Here is an 18,670-nt window from a genome sequence, read left to right on the forward strand (position 1 = left end):
TTATTCTAGTAATTTAACATCTTTTCATTATTCCATTATGAAATAGATCTTTGTACTAAACTTTATACTCATTATAATAGTCATATCGTTGTTAAGATTCATTCATAAACTTAATTAATTTACAAAAACGATGGTATTTACTGACAAAATCATGCATGAACGCAAAGTCTTGACTTTTTGTACTTTTATGTTAATCATTTTTTCTTCAACATTTTCATCATATATCCAATTTTCTTATGGGGCTTATGCTAAAGCACCCCTGTCTCCTTATGGACCAACCGTAAATGACGATAATCTTACAGTCGAAAAGGTAACTGAAGGTCTTGACTTTCCTACAAGTATGTCTTTTCTTGGAAATAACGATATTTTAGTTACTGAGAAAGAAACCGGTATTGTCAAGAGGGTACTAAATGGTCAAATACAAGATACACCCGCACTAGATGTGTCCGTCGCCAATAGTATAGAGCGCGGGCTCTTAGGAATCGCAGTATCTAAACAACCCGATGGCAAAACATACGTTTTCTTGTCTTACACTGAATCCGGTGATGATGCAGACGGTAGTGATGTTGAAGACAACGTTGACCCGTCAGGCAACAAACTATATCGCTACGATTATGTTGATGGCAAATTGATAAACCCTGTCCTTTTGTTTGATTTAACTGCTATCCCCGAAAATGAAAGAGGAGAACATAATGGTGGTAAAATTCGCATTGGACCTGATAATAATGTGTACTTCATAGTTGGAGAGGTAGGAGGTCATCGAACTCAAGCTCAAAACATCGCTGATGGTCCGGCCCCTAATGGGCTTGGAGGTGTTTTAAGAATCTCCCAGGATGGTGGAATAGTGGACCCGGACAATCCTATTTTTGGAGAGGGGTTACCATTGAATGTATACTATGCTATGGGTATTCGAAATAGTTTCGGGTTTGACTTTGATCCTTTAACAGGTAATTTATGGGACACAGAAAACGGGCCTACAGTGGCAGATGAAATCAATCTTATTTTGCCAGGCTTTAATGGTGGTTGGTCTCAGGTTCAAGGCTATTTTGACCAGGATTTACTAGGACGAGGAATTACATCTGTAGACGAACTTGTAACTTTTGGGAACAGCAAATACACTGATCCAAAGTTTGTATGGGTTACCACAATTGGAGCCACAGCATTAAAATTCTTGAATTCTGAGAAATTGGGTAAAGAATATGCAAACGATATGTTTACAGGAGACATCAACAATGGCTTGTTATATCGATTTACTCTGAATGAGGCACGGGACAATATACTAATTAATGATACTTCTCTAGGTAATGTCAATCTACTAGCTGACAATCAGGTTGATGAGACCACCGAAAATCGACCTTTAATATTTGGTCAAGGTTTTGGAGGTATAACTGATCTTCAGGTGGGCCCAGACGGTTACCTTTATGTATTAAGTTATACCGGTGCGTTATATAGAATAGTACCCTTATCTGAAAGTAATACTCCCAAAAATCAACCCGCTTTAGCCGCTCAAAATGAAACCCAAAGTGCAAACTCTATACCTGTGGTCATTGTTGGATTAAAAGGTGATCAGTCATATTCACCTAACCCTATTAACATAGAAGCTGGCCAAACCATAACGTGGTACAATGGTGATTCCATATCGCATACTGTAACGTCAGGACAGGATAATGACGGGGATGAGGGTGCTGAATTTGATTCGAATGCAATCATACCTAATCAACAATATAGTCTGACATTTGATAGATCTGGAGAATACCCATATTATTGCATATACCACCCTACAATGGTCGGCGAGGTAATAGTAGAATAGGATAAACAAAACATATTTTTTAGAAATAGTATATTAATTACATCAGAACATGTTTAGTCCTTGGTAAAATCAGTTATAGTAACTAATTCAGCTACTCTAATTGGAGTACGATAATTGTAAAGAAATCCAACATGCTTGTAATTAATAATTGTTTAGAATATCAAAATTAATCGACTGTAAATTTATCATATATATATAATATTTGACTAAAGAGAAAATGTGAAAATCTCTGTATCGTTGATTTCGAAGTCTGTTGTGCTAGTTTTCACTATTTATACTTTTTTGTCCTTAGTTTTAGAATACGAAGCACAAGATGTTTCTAGCACAATTATCAACGAATCTTCATTTACGTCGATAAATCCGTCTATTTTGATAAATACGACCAAGGTGTCTAACTGCATACCGCAAGACACTACCAATAATAATGGTAGCGATAATTCAACCGCATTACTTAAGACCGAATCCAACAAAACAAATGAAGTAAATATCAATAATGAGACTACAGGTATTTGTAAAATTCTTAGAGTATCAGATTCGATTTCCTGCGCTGAATATAATGGTAATAGAACTGAAATACCCTGTGAATCAAACGATTCTGACGAAGAGGGTCTTAAGATAGATAATTTTGGCGACAATGGTCATCTATTAGCCGACACAAGATTTGATCAACAATATTCATTTGAATTAAATGATCCCGTGGGTCAAGACAAAAAATTCAGGGTAACTATGGACTTTGATAAACACACACAAAGCGAAAATAACGATATAAACTCACCTCGATTAGAGATAGTGAGAGAAGATTCAGAAGGAGTACCAGATATGTCTGCTGCAAAGAATCAGGAAATAATATGGCATGGAAACATACATGAGTATTTTAAAGAACCTAAGGATAAATTTGAAAATGAAACTTATATATCTCTTCAATTTAATACCGGGCGTCACGGAAGCAATGACCCAGATGAAGAGCGTGGCTTTGGAATATTGTTTGATGTTTCTGGCAGTAGTAACCCTAACCTATTAGAATACCGGGATGATGGCAAATATGTAAAATATGATTTCAATACTACAAAGGAATTAGCACAAGATAGTTTTATTTTCCATCAATTGGATAAGAAAGGTAATCCCATATTTAATAACAATTTGACAAACAAAGAAAATGTAGAACTTAAAGTAAGAACATTGTTGACAGATAACGATACTAGAATGGTCGAAACATTTATTGATAATGGCTCGGGTAAGGAAATCCCCTATTGGACCTTAAATAATCTCTCCAAGTTAAAGGAACAAGAAGATGTTGATGACCAAAACGGATTCATGGAGACTATAAATCAAGGGTCTGGATATATTATTGCACGTACTGATAACATTGATACAAGGCCTTCGTCCTTTAAGTCATTTTCTTTTGATTTATAGTAAACCGTATATCTTAATTTTATGAGTTTTTTTTTTGGTTGTACAAAAATCAACCAAAGTCATAAACCAAAATTTTTTTGCCATAGGATGAGTTAATCAGTCAAATAATCGGAATGATATAATATTTAATAAGAAATATCATATTTAGTCTGGACTATTCAAAATCAAACATATCATCAGGGGAGGCATCTTTACGATATTCATCCTTGTAAAAATAATAACCCTCATCTTGCCCATCACAAACATTGTTTTTTTCTGATTGATTTCTTTCATGAAGTTCAATTCCAAAGTTGTTATTAGCAGTTATTTTTTCGATTTCGCCGCTGTCTAACCAAATACCTTCACATTCTGGACATTTATCTAATTCCACGCAGAATCTGGAGGTCAAGACCATTTCTGAAAAACAATTAGGGCATTTCAAAATATTAATTGATTTTTGTTAATGATATATATAAAATGATCTTATTAATTAAATTCTTAGAATAATTATTGTTATTTTATTAGATAATACAATTTCTATAAGTTCACTTCTATAACACTAGAAAAATTGGATTGAGAATCCAGATCTATTGCTACAACTAGCTTCTGTAATTATTTTCATGGGTTAATATCATAATAGATGTCAATCAATAATCTTATTTACTATAGAGATAAATTTAATTAATGAGCGAATCTACGAAATTTAATTATTCGATAGTTAGAGAGAATTCAATTAATAATTTCATTAAGGATCTGCTAGAGGACAGGATTGAATTTGATTATTCAAAGGGTATTAAGGAAGATAAAAATGAAGTTTTTAATGCTGCTATGGATTTAAAGACAAAAATAATTCCATATCTGGCTGTTGAAAAGGACTATGCCAATAAAGAATATCATAAGCTTCAAGAAAACATATTTTCTTGTTATCTGACCTTAAAAATTTTTGGAGTAATACGTCCAAAATTAAGTTAAGTTACGTATCTTTCATATGTTTTATGAAAGAGAATCATCACATTATTCAACTGACATAGACAGTTTAGTTTTATGATGACCATCCTTCCTTACGTCTTTTGTTTGATATTAAGTAATCGAAACTAATTTTCTACTCTGACTAAATATTCCTCTAAAAGACATACAGTCCAACTAATTAGTAAGTAAAAATCGTAACCAACTGGATGAATTTTTTTTGTGTAGTATTATGATCAACAAACAAATTTCTAATTGGTAATATTTATGGATAATATTTCCTGTATTTAACATTAAAGTACAAGATTTATTTACAGATGTTATTATGACTAATAATTTCATTGGTGTTGAAAAAACTACAAAAAGTTTTTTAGATAAACTACAAAAAAATCCTGGTCCCCCTATTTACAAATTATCACCTACCGATGCGCGAAATGTGTTGTCAGGTCTTCAATCAGTACCAGTTGCAAAGCCTGCAGCTGACATACAGGATCTCTCCATCTCCGGCAAATCTAATGAAAAAATAGATATTCAAATTGTGAGACCGTCTAATAGCGGCGATAAAACCCTCCCGGTTGTGATGTATTTTCATGGTGGTGGATGGGTTTTAGGAGGAATAGATACTCACGATAGACTTGTAAGAGAATTGACCAATTCCATTAATGCGGCAATTGTATTTGTTAAATATAGTAGATCTCCTGAAGCTAAATATCCAACAGCTCTAGAAGAAGCCTATGATTCAATAAAATGGATTTCAGAAAATGGTAAATCATTGAATTTAGACCCTTCTAGAATGGCTGTGGTAGGAGACAGTGTTGGCGGCAACATGGCAACTGCCGTTGCGATGCTTGCCAAGGAGCGTCAGGGACCAAAAATTCTTTATCAGGTTCTTTTCTATCCGGTTACCGAAGCAAATTTTGATACCGAGTCATATCAATCTTTTCAAGAGGGTTACTTCTTGACTAGAGAAGCTATGAAATGGTTTTGGGAAAGTTATGTTTCAAATAAAGCCGATTTGAAAAAGCCCACGGTTTCTCCGTTGCTATCTTCAGTAGAGCAGCTCAACGGATTACCACCAGCACTTGTAATAACAGGCGAATTTGATGTATTAAGGGATGAGGGGGAAGCTTATGCACATAAGATGATGGAAGCTGGCATAAACGTAACTGCGTGTAGATATCAAGGCACCATTCATGATTTCGTAATGTTAAACGAAATTACAGGTACGCCCGCAGCTAGAGGTGCAATTGAACAGGCATCTGATAAATTAAGAAAGGTATTATGGGAAGGAGAATAGATATTTTAGACTATTCTCATTTCAAATTATTTACTGAAGAGAGAAAGACGATTATTTTCAATAGTTTTGTTATACCCCATAAAGTATGTATTTCTATTTAGAAGACTAGAAAGAACACGTTACTAAACATTATTGTTATTATTTTCAATATTTTTGAAGTACCTAATGATAGTTGTTTAAAGGATATAATGTAATTGGATTGGATTTTATCAAAAGGGGGTAATACCTGTAAAGATGGCTAATTGATCTAAATGTTCAGATTTAAAATCCCATTTGTTGATGGATGTATGTTTATGAATATCATTTTTCAAGTTTTTCATACAGGATTTAAATCGACATGATGAATTTATTAAATATCAAGACAACAAATAGGTAGAAAACATATTGGATAAAGTACAAAGTTATCACGTTGAACCTCACATAAAAGAAAGTAACTACATTAGAGACATTGTTTTTGGCTTTGGTGATGGAGTTAATACTTCTTTAGGAATAGTAGCCGGCATAGGTGGTGCCTCTGTAGGTGTTGATATAGTCATTTTAGCGGCGATAATAGGAATGTTTACTGGTGCTAAAGCCATGGCCGTACAAAATTATCTTGCTGTTAAATCTCAAATAGAAATTTTACAATCTGAAATCAAAAGAGAAGAATATGAAATTGAAAATACTCCTGAGGACGAAAGAAAAGAGATAGAAGAAATCTACAAATCCAAAGGGTTTGCCGGTGAAGAATTGAACATGGTTGTAAATAAGATTACATCCAATAAGGGAGTTTGGTTGAAAACGATGCTAACAGAGGAGTTGGGTCTGAATCTAGAAATCCTAGGCAATCCTATAAAGGGGGCTATTGTTATGTTCATTTCATTTTTAATAGGAGGTATATTACCAATACTACCATATTTCATAGTCAAAACTGGTTTAATCAACAATTTTACGGCACTACTAATAGCCATTTCTATGAGTTTAACGTCATCTTTCATGATTGGTGCAATCAAAGGTAGATTAGCTAAGAAAAGCTGGGTAAAAGGAGGATTAGAAATGTCTCTATTAGGAACAGGCATTGCGTTACTCGGTTACGGAATTGGATCTGAAATGAATAACCTAGGAGTAGTTAACTTTGAATAACTGGTATGTGTGATGCTGAGGCCTTACAATTTAGATATATATGTAACAGATGAGAAATAATTTAAGAGGAATATTTTTTTTTCAATTTCTTAGCTAGTTTTGGACCTATTTTTGGGATCATAGATAGTTTTGATTCTGAAATTAGTAGGAGATCGTTAGGTACGTTGATTCCAGCCCCATGAAGTGATCGCGCTCTTGCCCTTCCGATATCTTTAATCTGTACCAATGGAACAAGCTCTGCCTTTACTCCATGCTTAATTCGACTTTCGAGTGAAAAAAGAACGGGTAAAAGATCGTTTCTGTTTAACAATTTACATATTTCGAATATTGAAGAGACTAACCAATTGGACACTTCGACAATTCTATGGATATCGCCTGGCTCCACACCAATTCTCTCATTCATCCTTTTTTCTGTAGACTCATTGATCCATTCGTAAAGAGTCCATAGACTTCTAGAACAATCCATTATGTCTACGTCTGAAAAAAAGTCATCATAATTGTTATAAAATAGATAACTGAATTCTTCGATGTCTTGTTTTCTGAACGAGAGTTTAGGATAAAAGTCTGGGCAAGTGGTAATCATATGAAGGAAACCAAATACATTGTTGATTTTTACAGACTTTGGTTTTATATCATTGATGGTGTTTCTAAACGCAACAGCAGTCTCAGGATTAAGATATAAATTTGAAACTAATTTTCCAAATCCAGTCACATTATACATATTGTTTTGCAATCGAATTAGATCTTCCTCTAGAAAATAATCTAAAGATGAATCTATTTTATCAAATAGGGAAGTATTGTTACTATCTTGAAATGAATAAAATGTCTTTGAGAACAGGTCATAGATATCATCCAGACTAATTCCGTTAAATGAAGCAATTACCCCCAGTAGATGGATTTTAATCGCTATTATATTTCCAAGGTTTGAATTTAGAGGCTCGGGAATCCCTAATATATAATGATCATACAAATCTTCATAAGATGTTCTTGAATCTGAAATAATTATGGATTCTCCATAAGCATCATATTGAGGTCGTCCAGCTCTGCCACAAAGTTGTTTATATTCAAGCACACTAATAGGAACTGAAGCACCGTATACAAAATCATACCGGGTTACGTTTGTTATTATGACCCTACGTGCAGGGAGGTTGACGCCAGCAGCTAGTGTGGGTGTTGCAAACAAGGATTTTATGATTCCATTTTTGAATGCCTCTTCAACAACCCCTCTACTTGAAAGACTTAATCCTGCATGATGAAACCCTATACCAGTAGATATCAAATTTGACAAATTTTTAGTTAAATCCGTGTCATCACCCTCCTCCAAAATTTGTTTAGAAACCTTTAAGGTATTTTTCTTTTCTTCTGGCGATAGGGTCTTGGATACAACCTCTGAAACCTTCTTAGCTAAGGATACGGCTCGTTTTCTTGTTTCAACAAAAATAAGATTTTGTCCATTACTATTTAGAGAATTCATGATTAAATCGATAGCCATCGAAGTGGTGTCCTTACCTGACTCAGAAACTTTAATTCTGGAATCGTCATTAGAATATATTACTCCATCAGAATATACCCCCTCTATCAATTTTGTTGGCCTCCAAGTGCTTTCTATTAATCTTGATCCTAACCATCCTGCAATTTCGGAGGCATTAGTGATTGTAGCGCTTAAGCCAAGGATCTGAGATGAGGAATAGTATTTCTTTATTTTCGTTAGGACCATTTCTAAAACCGGTCCCCTATCTTGATCGCCGATTAAATGAATTTCGTCTGAAATAAATAATCCAACATTTGATAACCATGAAGCATTATGTCTAAGAATCGAGTCAATTTTTTCGTTTGTCATAATAATTATGTCGGCTGAACTTAAATCGGCGTTTGAAGTATTAAAATCGCCAGTGCTAATCTTTATTCTTATTTTTCTGGAAAATATACCAGATTTATCTATAGAAGTAAATTCTAAATATTTTTCATAAGCTAATGCTCTTAATGGTGTAAGATATACTACTTTCTTATTTTTTTCTAGGGATTTAATTGCAGCCAGTATGGCAATTAATGTTTTTCCGCTTGCGGTAGGAGTAGTAATTAAAATATTGGAATCCTCTAACAAGCCTTTTTCTATAGCCAATTGCTGTGGAGGATATAGAGAGGTATAACCTAAAAATGAAAGATAAGAAGAAATCCTATCATCATCTAACTTCAATTGCATGTATAAATTACTAATATTAAGAAATCATATTACATATTAAATTTCTTTCATTGGTATACAAGCTATTGTTATTAAGGATAGGTAAGGATGTGATCGATAAATTTTTTGCTTGTTTCATGAAGTGTTTTTGAATCTTGCTCGTCTTTGATTGACTAAAATGAACTAAAAAATGCTTATGATCACTATGATTACAATAATTGACACATTTTCCGTCTGTTGAATATTATTATAATATTACCAATAAATTAATAACAATTAATAAGTAAACTTTATATTATTAATAACCAAATTATTTTCATGCGAGAGAATTATAAGACTTGGATCTCTTTTTGCTTTATTGTTTTAACTATAACTTTATTTTCTTCAATCATACCAAAGTCTATTGCTACCACTAATTTATCTCAAAATAATAATAATATTATCAATGAATCAAAGGGTCAGGGCGTAATTACATCAAATAATACAAACCTAAAAATTTTCGCATCTTTTTATCCGATTTATGATTTTGTCAAGAAAATAGGCAAAGACAGAGTAGATGTTTCAACTATAGTACCTGCCAGTATAGAACCCCATGATTTTGAACCCACAGCCAGACAAATAATTGAACTACAAAAAGCTGATGTAATTTTTATTAATGGAGCTGGATTTGAATCCTGGATTAACAAGATAGGAAATGCAGCAATAGTTGACTTGAGTAAGGATCTTCCAATTGAAAGTATAGGATCTACTCCAGATCCCCATATTTGGCTTGATCCCAATTTGGTTAAAGCATATTCAAAAACCATATTTGAAAAATTAGTATCTTTAGATCCTCAAAATACAGATTATTATACAAACAATCTTAATGAATTTAATAGCAAACTAGAACTATTAAATTCAGATATTAATACGAACTTGACTAATTGTAATCTGAATGATTTTATAGCATTTCATGATGCTTTTGGCTATTTTGCAAAAAGATACGGGTTAACTCAGCATTCAATTAGTGGTCCATCACCTGAAGGAGACATTAACCCTCAAAAAATTGCAGATGCAATAAAATTAGCTAAGCAACTAGGTGTAAACATTATTTTTTCAGAAGATAATGTTGAGCCTAGACTTTCAAACACAATAGCAAATGAAATAGGAGGGAAGGTAATGATATTGAGCCCGATCGAAATGATTACACAGGAAGAACAAACTTCAGATAAAGATTATTTCTCAAAAATGTACGATAATTTAGATAATTTGAAAATAGCGCTCAGATGTGAAAATTAATTATTTGAATTATATAGAATATGAAAAAAGAATTGAATAGCAATGATTGAAATTCTCCAGTATGAGTTCATGCAACGTGCCCTTATTTCTGGAATAGCAATTTCTATAAGTTGTTCGCTGATTGGATTGTTTCTTATATTAAAAAGATTTTCTTTGTTTGGTGATGCAATGTCGCATGTTGCTTTTGGAGGGATTGCATTAGGATTGTTTCTAAAATCTAATCCTATTTGGGTATCATTAATTGTTTCAATAATTGGAGCATTAGCAATCATAAAATTGAATTCAAGCAAAAGAATCTATTCAGATTCATCTATCTCAGTTCTATTATCTCTTGGGCTAGCGATGGGATTGGTATTAATCAGCTTATCTGGAGGAATTTCTATAGATATAACAAGCTATCTTTTTGGAAGTATATTATTAGTCAATATCGAAGAAACAGTTAGTACCGTACTTTTAAGCGTTATAGTTATTGCATTTGTTATATTATATTACAAAAAATTAATATATCTTGTATTTAATGAGGAACAAGCATTAGTAAATGGCATCAATACAGTTGTATTAAATATTTTATTCATTACTTTGGCAACCATTGCAATTGTAATGTCCATTAGATTGATAGGAGTACTAATGGTTTCGTCTCTCTTAATAATTCCTAATGTTTCTTCGTTGCTACTTGGATATGGATTCAAGAAAACCATACTATTCTCGATTTGTTTTTCTTTGATATCTGTTATTTTGGGTATAATATTAGCATTTGAATGGAATATTACACCTAGTGGAATGATAGTGATAACCTCTGCTGGAATATTCTTTGGAGTAAATGTATTAAAGTTTTTTTCTTCAAAAATAAAAATCAAGACCGAAACAAAGATAAGATCTTGACAATTAATAGTTTTTATCAGCTATTACCCGATATTATTATGTACTTGTATAACCAGTATGTTTTTAAAGAAATGAATTTTGGTATGAAATTTACATTTGTCTTTCTTTTTGCTTCATCACTTTTGTTTTTTACTTGCTTACTTATTTTTGATAATATCACAGTATCTGCTCAACAGGAAAATAAAACAACAACAACCATAAATGCAGATGATCAATTCGGTATTGAAAAAATATATCCTACCAAATCCGATGGCAGGGAATGGTATGTTAACATGTCGAACCCCAAAAATGATCCAAATGTAACTTTTACCTTTAACCCTAGATTAGCCAAACAGGATGATGGATCTTGGAAAATAAGGGATGACAAAATTCGAATTAATGTAGACACATTAAATGGGACAGAAGAATGGAAAAATGTTGAAATTACTGGATATGTAAAAATAGACTCGATAATCAACCCGCGTAAAAGTGTTATTACAGATATTGACTGGGTAGCAAGAACTGATCAACATAATGAAGACTTTCCGTGTCACGGCTTGTCCCTTCATGGTGGCATTTATCCCGATGGTTCTGCAGCATGGAAAAAAGAAATTTGGTTTACCGGAGGATATACTAAAGAAAAATCAGTTCCTAAAATAACCGACTCATTGATGAATAGATGGATTGGTTGGAAAACTGTGATCTACAATACAAATAATGATTCCGCGGTAAAAATGGAATCATATTTAGATAACTCAAATTCTAATCATTGGGTCAAAGTTTTTGAAATTACGGATAACGGGGGCTGGTATGCAAGTAGTTCAGATAAAGTATTCTATAGTGCAAATTGTGGTAGATCCAAAGATCATATGGTTTTGAATTCAGGACCTATTGTTACTTTTCGTGCAGATAATGTGGTTTTGAACTTTAAAGATTTGAGCATAAGAGAAATAGAGCCACCAAAGTAGGATAATGATGATACGGATTTATACAATGGAAACCATTCGTAAATGGAAAAAACAAATATTATGAAATGATCATAATAGAAAACATTGCCAATCATAAGCATTTCACTGAATGAAAACATAATCCAAGAACTAGATAAATTGCAAAAGTTTTTGGGGTTTTCAGGCAGATCAGAAATCGTAAGAGCTAGTGTTAGAAACCTACTTTTAGAAGAGAAAAGAATAGACGAATTGTCAGGAGTTCTACATTCAGTTCTTCTGGTAATACATGATGAAAAATCTGATCAAGAAATTAGTGAAATTCGACATGGATTTGATAAAATAATTAATACCCACATTCACAATAAGATAGACAAAGACAGATGCCTTGAAATTTTTGTACTTTATGGTGATGCAAGAGAGATTAAAAATATTACAAAGAAATTTCAAGGGAACAGAAAAATGGATCAAGTTAGGTTAGTGGTAACATAGTAGTTCAACATATTAATTTGAAAGCCATAAGTGGGATTTGAACCCACGGCCTAAGGTTTACGAAACCTTCGCTCTGCCAGGCTGAGCTACTATGGCGGCAGCGTTAGAACCAATCTGCAAATAATTTCCAAGTATTAGAAGTATGAAAAAGTTAAATAATAATGTATTTTTTTCTATGATGTGACAAAATGCAACATACATGAATTTTTTTTTGACTGGAATTGTAATGATTGCAAAGAAGAATATAAGAATTTGAAGGGAACTAACAAAATTGATGAAGAGTCACATGAGGAAGTAGAACCAATAAAGGCAAAGAAAACAAAGAAGATTAATGATTACAAAGAATTCACAGAGGAGAGAGCTAAAAAACTCTATGAAGAAATTTTTTTGCAGTATTTAAAAAAGGGTAACATAAGTGAAGCAGAATCCATTGAACGCTCAAAGAAAATAATAAGAAAACAATGTTTAATGCGCAACATTGAGCCCTGGTCATGGGTTTAATCTATATTCAGAAATAAATAGTTAAGTTAAACCTAAATAACAAAAAAAAGTTATTTAACTTTATTGTCGTCACCGAATAATCAATCCAATATCTTACAAGGAAGTGTAAATAAGGACATCCTTCTAAAACTAAAAGGAAAGAGAACTATCAAGGGAAAGCTGAAAAGTTTTGATCAATACATGAACCTAACACTGGAAAATGCAACTGAAGTTTTAGAGGGAGATAAAGTTCAACAAATGGGAGAAATATTCATCAAAGGCGAAAACATTGTTATCATAGCAACAGATTGATTATATATAGAATAGTGAATCCTGATAATGATTATAATCACTAACTTGATTATAATCAAGTTTTTCAAAAAAAATTAAGTTAAATTATTTGAAACTGTCTCGATCTTTGGCACATTCAATAATTTCCGAGTCAGATAAATAGTTATCAATGCTAAATGCTCTATCAAAACATGCAGAGATTTCCTTTGAATGTTTGTTATCAGTCTTACCGTCATTGTCATTATTCTTTATGTTGTCGCTTAAAGCATAATTGTGAAGGCTATTTTGAGAATAACTGTCTCGATCTTTGGCACATTCAATAATTTCCGAGTCAGATAAATAGTTATCAATGCTAAATGCTCTATCAAAACATGCAGAGATTTCCTTTGAATGTTTGTTTTTGCCATCTAGAGACTCGCCTAATTCACTACTAGTTGGATTAGTATAGATATTTTTGTTGATTGATGTATGGAATGACTGGAATGAATACGGGTTAGATACTGGTTGATTCATATTTTGCTGTTGTAACCCCGAAAAGGTCGAAGGGTTAGATACTGGTTGATTCATATTTTGCTGTTGTAACCCCGAAAAGGTCGAAGGTTTGTCTTGGGGTGGAGACTTGACGAAGGTCGAAGGTTTGTCTTGGGGTGGAGACTTGACGAAGGTCGAAGGTTTGTCTTGGGGTGGAGACTTGAAGGTATCCATATAATTACCATTAGCTGAATTTGATGAATCAGAAGTAAAAGTGGGAGTACTGACGTCACCGTCAACAGTATTTTTGCTCTGAAATTCATGATAGAATGGATTGTTCTTACTTAAATTGTATGGATTGCTACTAGAGGAGGAAGATACAGAAGTGGTACTATCAGGGGCTTTGTCTGAAGAAGATACAGAAGTGGTACTATCAGGGGCTTTGTCTGAAGAAGATACAGAAGTGGTACTATCAGGGGCTTTGTCTGAAGAAGATACAGAAGTGGTACTATCAGGGGCTTTGTCTGAAGAAGATACAGAAGTGGTACTATCAGGGGCTTTGTCTGAAGAAGATACAGAAGTGGTAATATCAGGGGCTTTGTCTGAAGAAGATACAGAAGTGGTACTATCAGGGGCTTTGTCTGAAGAAGATACAGAAGTGGTACTATCAGGGGCTTTGTCTGAAGCTGTTGAATTTGTTTTATCTAGGTTGTCAGTACAATCAGAATTTATACCAATAAGCGCACTAGTCATCATACTCGTAATACAGTCAGTAGTTTGGGCGATCAATGAATTATCAGGAACCAAACTTATTTGACCGTACGAAGGAGTAAATTTTGCATATATAGTTGAAAACGATATCAATAAAAACACCATTAGAATGGGACTGATTTTATTTGCTATGTGCACGAAAAAATAAAACAATCATACTTTATAATGAGCACTTTAGAATGCTAGTATTAACTTAACAATATATCTATTATACATAAATAAGATAGATTTTTTTTATAAATTAAAAGGGATGGTTTAGTATGTATATGATGATCTTAGGCGGCCATATTCTTCTTTTATGTGTAAAGTGTTAAGGCGATACCTCGATAGAATCAATTTTGTACTATCTTTAAAAACAAAATTGTAGTTTTTTGGTTAAATTGACCCATATTATATATATAGATAATCTATAATAAAATAGTTGTTTTTGCCTAATTTTGAAGAGTTAGTAATAGGCACCGTTATCGCATCTATTATCGCTTTTCTAATAAATCTATTTTTGATGCCAAGTTTTATTAAATTTCTAAAACTCAAAGGAAAGGTTGTAAATGATAATCACAAACCAAATAAACCCAAGGTTCCTAGACCCGGGGGGCCGATATTATTATTAAGCATTGTCATTGGTGAGCTAATTTTATATTTTGTTACCGGGAATCTCGAGATAATAAGCATTTTACTTACTACGACTATTGCCTTCATAATAGGAATTATTGACGATTTTAGAATAATGCCAGGATGGTTTAAACCTGGGGCATTGATTTTAGCCTCAATACCTTTAATTATTTTTCACATATACGACAACGAATTAAACGTGATTTTTGGGAGTGTGTTTATCCCAATCCTATACATCCCATTAATATTAATATCAATACCACTAGCAGGAAATACAGTAAACTCGATAGACGTATTCAACGGAGTAGCAACAGGTTTCATGATTATAACGATGTTTCCAATAATTATTAGTACCTTTTTGTTTGGAGATCTAGAAATTCTTATGATCGAGATACCATTTTTAGCGGCTTTATTAGGATTTTATATGTTTCATAAATATCCCAGTAAAATATTTCCAGGAGATTCAGGTACGCTATTGATGGGAGCAATGTATGGGGCATTAGCAATTGCGTCAAAATCAGAAATAATTGCAATCATAGCATTATTACCAGCAATAATGAACTCATTTTTGTTCTTGAGTAGTGTAAGAAAGATTGTTGAACACAGAGAATTGAAATCTAGACCAACTATACTAAATGAAGATTTTACGCTACAGGCTTCAAAAGATAAGAATGCGCCTATCACTCTAGTTAGGTTAATTTTGTTAGATGGAAAACTTTCTGAAAGAGAAATAGTTATGAAAATTTATAAATTAGCTACCTTTTCGTCATCACTTGCACTAATAACAATATTATTGCAATTTATTATATCCAGTGGATAGAGTAGGAGTAGGAGAAGAAATGAATTTTCTAGATCTCAAATTCTTTATCTTGTTTATGTGGGTACTGGTCATGACAGCATGTATTTTTATTATTTTTGTTATAGCCCCAATCAGCAAATTTCAAATAGATCAAAATGATTCTCTATCTTTTCTAAAGACTTCATTTATTCAGGCAACATTAGCAGTTATTATAGTTGGAATTTTAATAATTGTACTGAATAAATTTAAGAAAGTATATTTGTTAAAAAAACTGTCGGGAAAAAAAAATGGTTAATCTATTTCCGCAGTATAAACCTGGATTAAATTAGAAAATCCCTTTTTCTCTACAAAATTCCAAATCTTTCCACAAATTGAACATGTTATTATATTGTCTTTAGATGAATACTCTAAGCTATAATGGCTACAACGAATTTGATATTCGTATTTGAGCGACTCCAATTCTTTAATCGTATCTATATGCCTGACAGAATTTTCTGTCAATATTATTCTTTAGAATCAACATAATATAATCTATTAATCAAGAAAATTAATATAGTTTGGGAAAGAAGTATATGATGATGGTCTGATTCATATAGATATAACAATAGTATTGAATTATAATGTAATAACTATTATTATTAAGAATCTATATATATCAATAATAGATAGGTATATTATTGAATAAATTGAATTCGGACATTAGAAAAATTCAATTTACAGGTAGATCCACATACATTTTATCATTACCAAAAAAATGGATTGAAGAAATGAATCTTAAAGCAGGTGACCATGTTTCTATCTCGAGAGGTTCAAACAATTCGCTATGTATTACTCCAGAGCAAGAGAAGAGATTACAGGACTCTACAAACGAAGTTAGTACTCAGGTATTGATTGATGAAGGTCCCAATACCCTAAAGAGAAAAATTGTTTCAATGTATTTATCAGGATATAACCTAATAAATCTAAAAGCGAAATCGGCAAGAATTCAACCTATACAAAGAGAGGCCGTTAGAGAAGTAGTAAGAAGAAGTTTGATAGGAACTGAAATTATTGCGGATTCCTCCGATATAATTACCATTCAAGTTTTATTAACACTACCAGAATTATCAGTTAACACGGCTGTACGGAGGATGTTTTTGATTGCTTCATCAATGCATAGAGATGCCTTGGTGGCGTTAAAAGAAAAAAATTATGATATAGCGATGGGAGTGATCAGATCGGATGATGAGGTGGATAGATTTAGTCTCTACATATTAAGAAATCTAGTCATGGGTACTAATAATGAAAGAGTATTACAGGAAATAGGGTTAAAAAATGCCTCTGATTGTCTTAGCTATAGAGTTACTGTCAAAAGTATCGAAAGAGTTGCCGACCATGCATCGAGAATTGCTTCAAAATCGATGGAAATTCAAAGCTTAATCCCTTCTTTGATAACTGAAAAATTGGAGAAATTGAGTAATTCTGCTTTGGAGGTTTTGACATCTGCAGTTGAGGCCTTCTTAAGAAGAGACTATAATTTGGCTGATAAAATTGCAGATAAATCAGATAACGTTCTTGGTATTGAAAGAGAGATCATGGTGTTCCTAGATTCGTTAGAAAATAAGGATATCGATAGTCACAATATCAACGCGGGAGTAAAATTAATACTTGAAGATATACGCAGAACTGTAGAACATGCAAGTGATATTGCAGAATCAGCTATGAATCAAACTGTGGGAGAGATAATCAAAGTAGAAAAGAAGGGAGAGAATTGAAATTAGATATTGTTTTGTAGTAAAATTTGATTTATTTTAAAACAAAGGCTACAGTGTATATTGCAATTATCATGAATACATACGGATCTAAGCGAATTACATACAAAACACCAAACTTGTTTATCCACGAAGTTAAGAAAATAACAATTATTATAAATATTATGAATAAATAATAATATTAATAAGATAATAGGTTGGAATCAAAATGTTATTAAAATATTAAATGGCAGACTCGCCTCTAGCCTTTGTTCTTATGTCTATTGCCTCTTGTGCTTCCGTTATGAAAATTTTGCCACCTATTTTATCACTAAGTGTATCCAATAAGTTATTGACTAGTTTATCTACCACATCGTCCTTCACAACTATTTCAATTTTTGTTCTAGGAACAAATTCCGGAGTGTATTGCATAGTACCTCTCCCAATTGAAACAGGTTCGGCTTTAGATATTCCTTTTCCTTGAACTCGATAGTGACTCATTCCTCCGATGTTATTATCCTTTAAAACGGCACCAACAGTTTGTAGTTCCCTGTCTGGAATTATTATTTCAATCTTTTTCACTATTATTGATCAACCATCATATTTTTTATATAACATATTTAAAACATCAATGTGTTCACTGCATTGCAGTGAAATAGTATCATAAAATAATTGAAAAAGATAATATTTATAAAATCTATTAACTATATTATGTGTGCATATTACTATATATAAATTTTAAAAGTATATCATGAAATAGTAAAGAAAAGTTGATCGAATGTTCTGATCGAAAGACATGATCGAATGGACAGCTTTTAATAAATACTTGATCAACAATGTTCTATTTGATAATAATGAAATATAGAAGTAGAACAGAAATAACTGTCTTAATACTAGAAGCAGCAAACGGTGGGGCTACAAAGACAAAAATCATGTACAAATCATTCCTTTCATATGCACAGTTAAAAGAATACTTTACAATGCTAATTGAGAATGGTTCGCTAGAATATGAAGCTGGATTGTTGAATATCTATAGAACAACAGAAAAAGGCTTACGACTATTAAAGATATATAATCAGATAGAAGAAATAATACCACAAGTTAATGTAAATTAGTGACGTTCATTTATTATCATACAGGCAAAACTAAAACTACTAGATTTCTATAAATAA

The 18,670-nt window shown here is 32.5% G+C and carries 19 protein-coding genes and 1 tRNA gene; 15 read left to right on the forward strand and 5 right to left on the reverse strand.

What is annotated here, in order from left to right; genetic code table 11:
* Window positions 1-151: 151 nt before the first annotated feature.
* Window positions 152-1,810 (forward strand): PQQ-dependent sugar dehydrogenase, encoded by a 1,659-nt coding sequence (locus tag NMY3_RS02610; RefSeq protein ID WP_196817397.1) that lies wholly within the window; start codon window positions 152-154, stop codon window positions 1,808-1,810.
* Window positions 1,811-2,092: 282 nt separating this feature from the next.
* Complete coding sequence (locus NMY3_RS02615; protein ID WP_196817398.1) at window positions 2,093-3,223, forward strand: hypothetical protein; 1,131 nt, start codon at window positions 2,093-2,095, stop codon at window positions 3,221-3,223.
* A 154-nt stretch (window positions 3,224-3,377) separates the two neighbouring features.
* Here the strand turns inward: NMY3_RS02615 and NMY3_RS02620 are convergent, their stop codons facing one another.
* Window positions 3,378-3,644 (reverse strand): zf-TFIIB domain-containing protein, encoded by a 267-nt coding sequence (locus tag NMY3_RS02620; protein ID WP_257719998.1) that lies wholly within the window; start codon window positions 3,642-3,644, stop codon window positions 3,378-3,380.
* Between the two features lie 242 nt (window positions 3,645-3,886).
* On the opposite strand from NMY3_RS02620, the gene NMY3_RS02625 reads away from it, so the two are divergent.
* The 3 genes from NMY3_RS02625 (at window position 3,887) to NMY3_RS02635 (ending at window position 6,587) form a co-directional block, all read left to right on the forward strand.
* Window positions 3,887-4,174, forward strand: a complete 288-nt coding sequence (locus NMY3_RS02625; protein ID WP_196817400.1) for a hypothetical protein — start codon at window positions 3,887-3,889, stop codon at window positions 4,172-4,174.
* 319 nt (window positions 4,175-4,493) lie between these two features.
* Window positions 4,494-5,465 (forward strand): alpha/beta hydrolase, encoded by a 972-nt coding sequence (locus tag NMY3_RS02630; protein WP_196817401.1) that lies wholly within the window; start codon window positions 4,494-4,496, stop codon window positions 5,463-5,465.
* Between the two features lie 384 nt (window positions 5,466-5,849).
* On the forward strand, window positions 5,850-6,587 hold the full coding sequence (locus NMY3_RS02635; RefSeq protein ID WP_196817402.1) for a VIT1/CCC1 transporter family protein: 738 nt from the start codon (window positions 5,850-5,852) through the stop codon (window positions 6,585-6,587).
* A 61-nt stretch (window positions 6,588-6,648) separates the two neighbouring features.
* On the opposite strand, the gene NMY3_RS02640 is transcribed toward NMY3_RS02635, so the two are convergent.
* A complete protein-coding gene (locus NMY3_RS02640; protein WP_196817403.1) occupies window positions 6,649-8,790 on the reverse strand; it encodes a DEAD/DEAH box helicase in 2,142 nt (713 codons plus the stop codon).
* Window positions 8,791-9,087: 297 nt separating this feature from the next.
* On the opposite strand from NMY3_RS02640, the gene NMY3_RS02645 reads away from it, so the two are divergent.
* The 4 genes from NMY3_RS02645 (at window position 9,088) to NMY3_RS02660 (ending at window position 12,344) form a co-directional block, all read left to right on the forward strand.
* Window positions 9,088-10,047, forward strand: coding sequence for a metal ABC transporter substrate-binding protein (locus tag NMY3_RS02645; RefSeq protein ID WP_196817404.1), 960 nt, complete (start codon window positions 9,088-9,090; stop codon window positions 10,045-10,047).
* A gap of 42 nt (window positions 10,048-10,089) precedes the next feature.
* Window positions 10,090-10,929: a metal ABC transporter permease gene (locus NMY3_RS02650; protein ID WP_196817405.1), complete on the forward strand. Its 840-nt coding sequence runs from the start codon at window positions 10,090-10,092 to the stop codon at window positions 10,927-10,929.
* Between the two features lie 83 nt (window positions 10,930-11,012).
* Window positions 11,013-11,876, forward strand: coding sequence for a hypothetical protein (locus NMY3_RS02655; RefSeq protein WP_196817406.1), 864 nt, complete (start codon window positions 11,013-11,015; stop codon window positions 11,874-11,876).
* An 84-nt stretch (window positions 11,877-11,960) separates the two neighbouring features.
* Window positions 11,961-12,344 (forward strand): CopG family ribbon-helix-helix protein, encoded by a 384-nt coding sequence (locus NMY3_RS02660; RefSeq protein WP_144734578.1) that lies wholly within the window; start codon window positions 11,961-11,963, stop codon window positions 12,342-12,344.
* Between the two features lie 22 nt (window positions 12,345-12,366).
* Here the strand turns inward: NMY3_RS02660 and NMY3_RS02665 are convergent.
* Window positions 12,367-12,440, reverse strand: a tRNA-Thr gene (locus tag NMY3_RS02665).
* Window positions 12,441-12,524: 84 nt separating this feature from the next.
* Between NMY3_RS02665 and NMY3_RS02670 the strand changes: the two genes are divergently transcribed.
* Together NMY3_RS02670 and NMY3_RS02675 are read left to right on the forward strand one after the other, a co-directional pair.
* Complete coding sequence (locus NMY3_RS02670) at window positions 12,525-12,845, forward strand: hypothetical protein (protein WP_196817407.1); 321 nt, start codon at window positions 12,525-12,527, stop codon at window positions 12,843-12,845.
* Between the two features lie 63 nt (window positions 12,846-12,908).
* The gene (locus tag NMY3_RS02675) at window positions 12,909-13,136 is read left to right on the forward strand and encodes an LSM domain-containing protein (protein WP_196817408.1); all 228 of its coding nucleotides are present in this window, start codon (window positions 12,909-12,911) and stop codon (window positions 13,134-13,136) included.
* Window positions 13,137-13,220: 84 nt separating this feature from the next.
* Here the strand turns inward: NMY3_RS02675 and NMY3_RS02680 are convergent, their stop codons facing one another.
* Window positions 13,221-14,450, reverse strand: coding sequence for a hypothetical protein (locus NMY3_RS02680; RefSeq protein WP_231100198.1), 1,230 nt, complete (start codon window positions 14,448-14,450; stop codon window positions 13,221-13,223).
* 328 nt (window positions 14,451-14,778) lie between these two features.
* On the opposite strand from NMY3_RS02680, the gene NMY3_RS02685 reads away from it, so the two are divergent.
* The 3 genes from NMY3_RS02685 (at window position 14,779) to NMY3_RS02695 (ending at window position 17,522) form a co-directional block, all read left to right on the forward strand.
* Window positions 14,779-15,789, forward strand: a complete 1,011-nt coding sequence (locus tag NMY3_RS02685; protein ID WP_231100199.1) for an MraY family glycosyltransferase — start codon at window positions 14,779-14,781, stop codon at window positions 15,787-15,789.
* Between the two features lie 19 nt (window positions 15,790-15,808).
* Window positions 15,809-16,063 carry a hypothetical protein gene (locus NMY3_RS02690; RefSeq protein ID WP_196817410.1) on the forward strand — a complete coding sequence of 85 codons (255 nt, stop codon included), beginning with the start codon at window positions 15,809-15,811 and terminating at the stop codon, window positions 16,061-16,063.
* A gap of 382 nt (window positions 16,064-16,445) precedes the next feature.
* The gene (locus NMY3_RS02695; RefSeq protein ID WP_196817411.1) at window positions 16,446-17,522 is read left to right on the forward strand and encodes a phosphate uptake regulator PhoU; all 1,077 of its coding nucleotides are present in this window, start codon (window positions 16,446-16,448) and stop codon (window positions 17,520-17,522) included.
* A 219-nt stretch (window positions 17,523-17,741) separates the two neighbouring features.
* On the opposite strand, the gene NMY3_RS02700 is transcribed toward NMY3_RS02695, so the two are convergent.
* Window positions 17,742-18,080: a P-II family nitrogen regulator gene (locus tag NMY3_RS02700; RefSeq protein ID WP_196817412.1), complete on the reverse strand. Its 339-nt coding sequence runs from the start codon at window positions 18,078-18,080 to the stop codon at window positions 17,742-17,744.
* 272 nt (window positions 18,081-18,352) lie between these two features.
* Between NMY3_RS02700 and NMY3_RS02705 the strand changes: the two genes are divergently transcribed.
* The gene (locus NMY3_RS02705; RefSeq protein ID WP_196817413.1) at window positions 18,353-18,613 is read left to right on the forward strand and encodes a winged helix-turn-helix domain-containing protein; all 261 of its coding nucleotides are present in this window, start codon (window positions 18,353-18,355) and stop codon (window positions 18,611-18,613) included.
* Window positions 18,614-18,670 lie beyond the last annotated feature (57 nt).

This window comes from Candidatus Nitrosocosmicus oleophilus, assembly GCF_000802205.1.
Lineage (GTDB): Archaea > Thermoproteota > Nitrososphaeria > Nitrososphaerales > Nitrososphaeraceae > Nitrosocosmicus > Nitrosocosmicus oleophilus.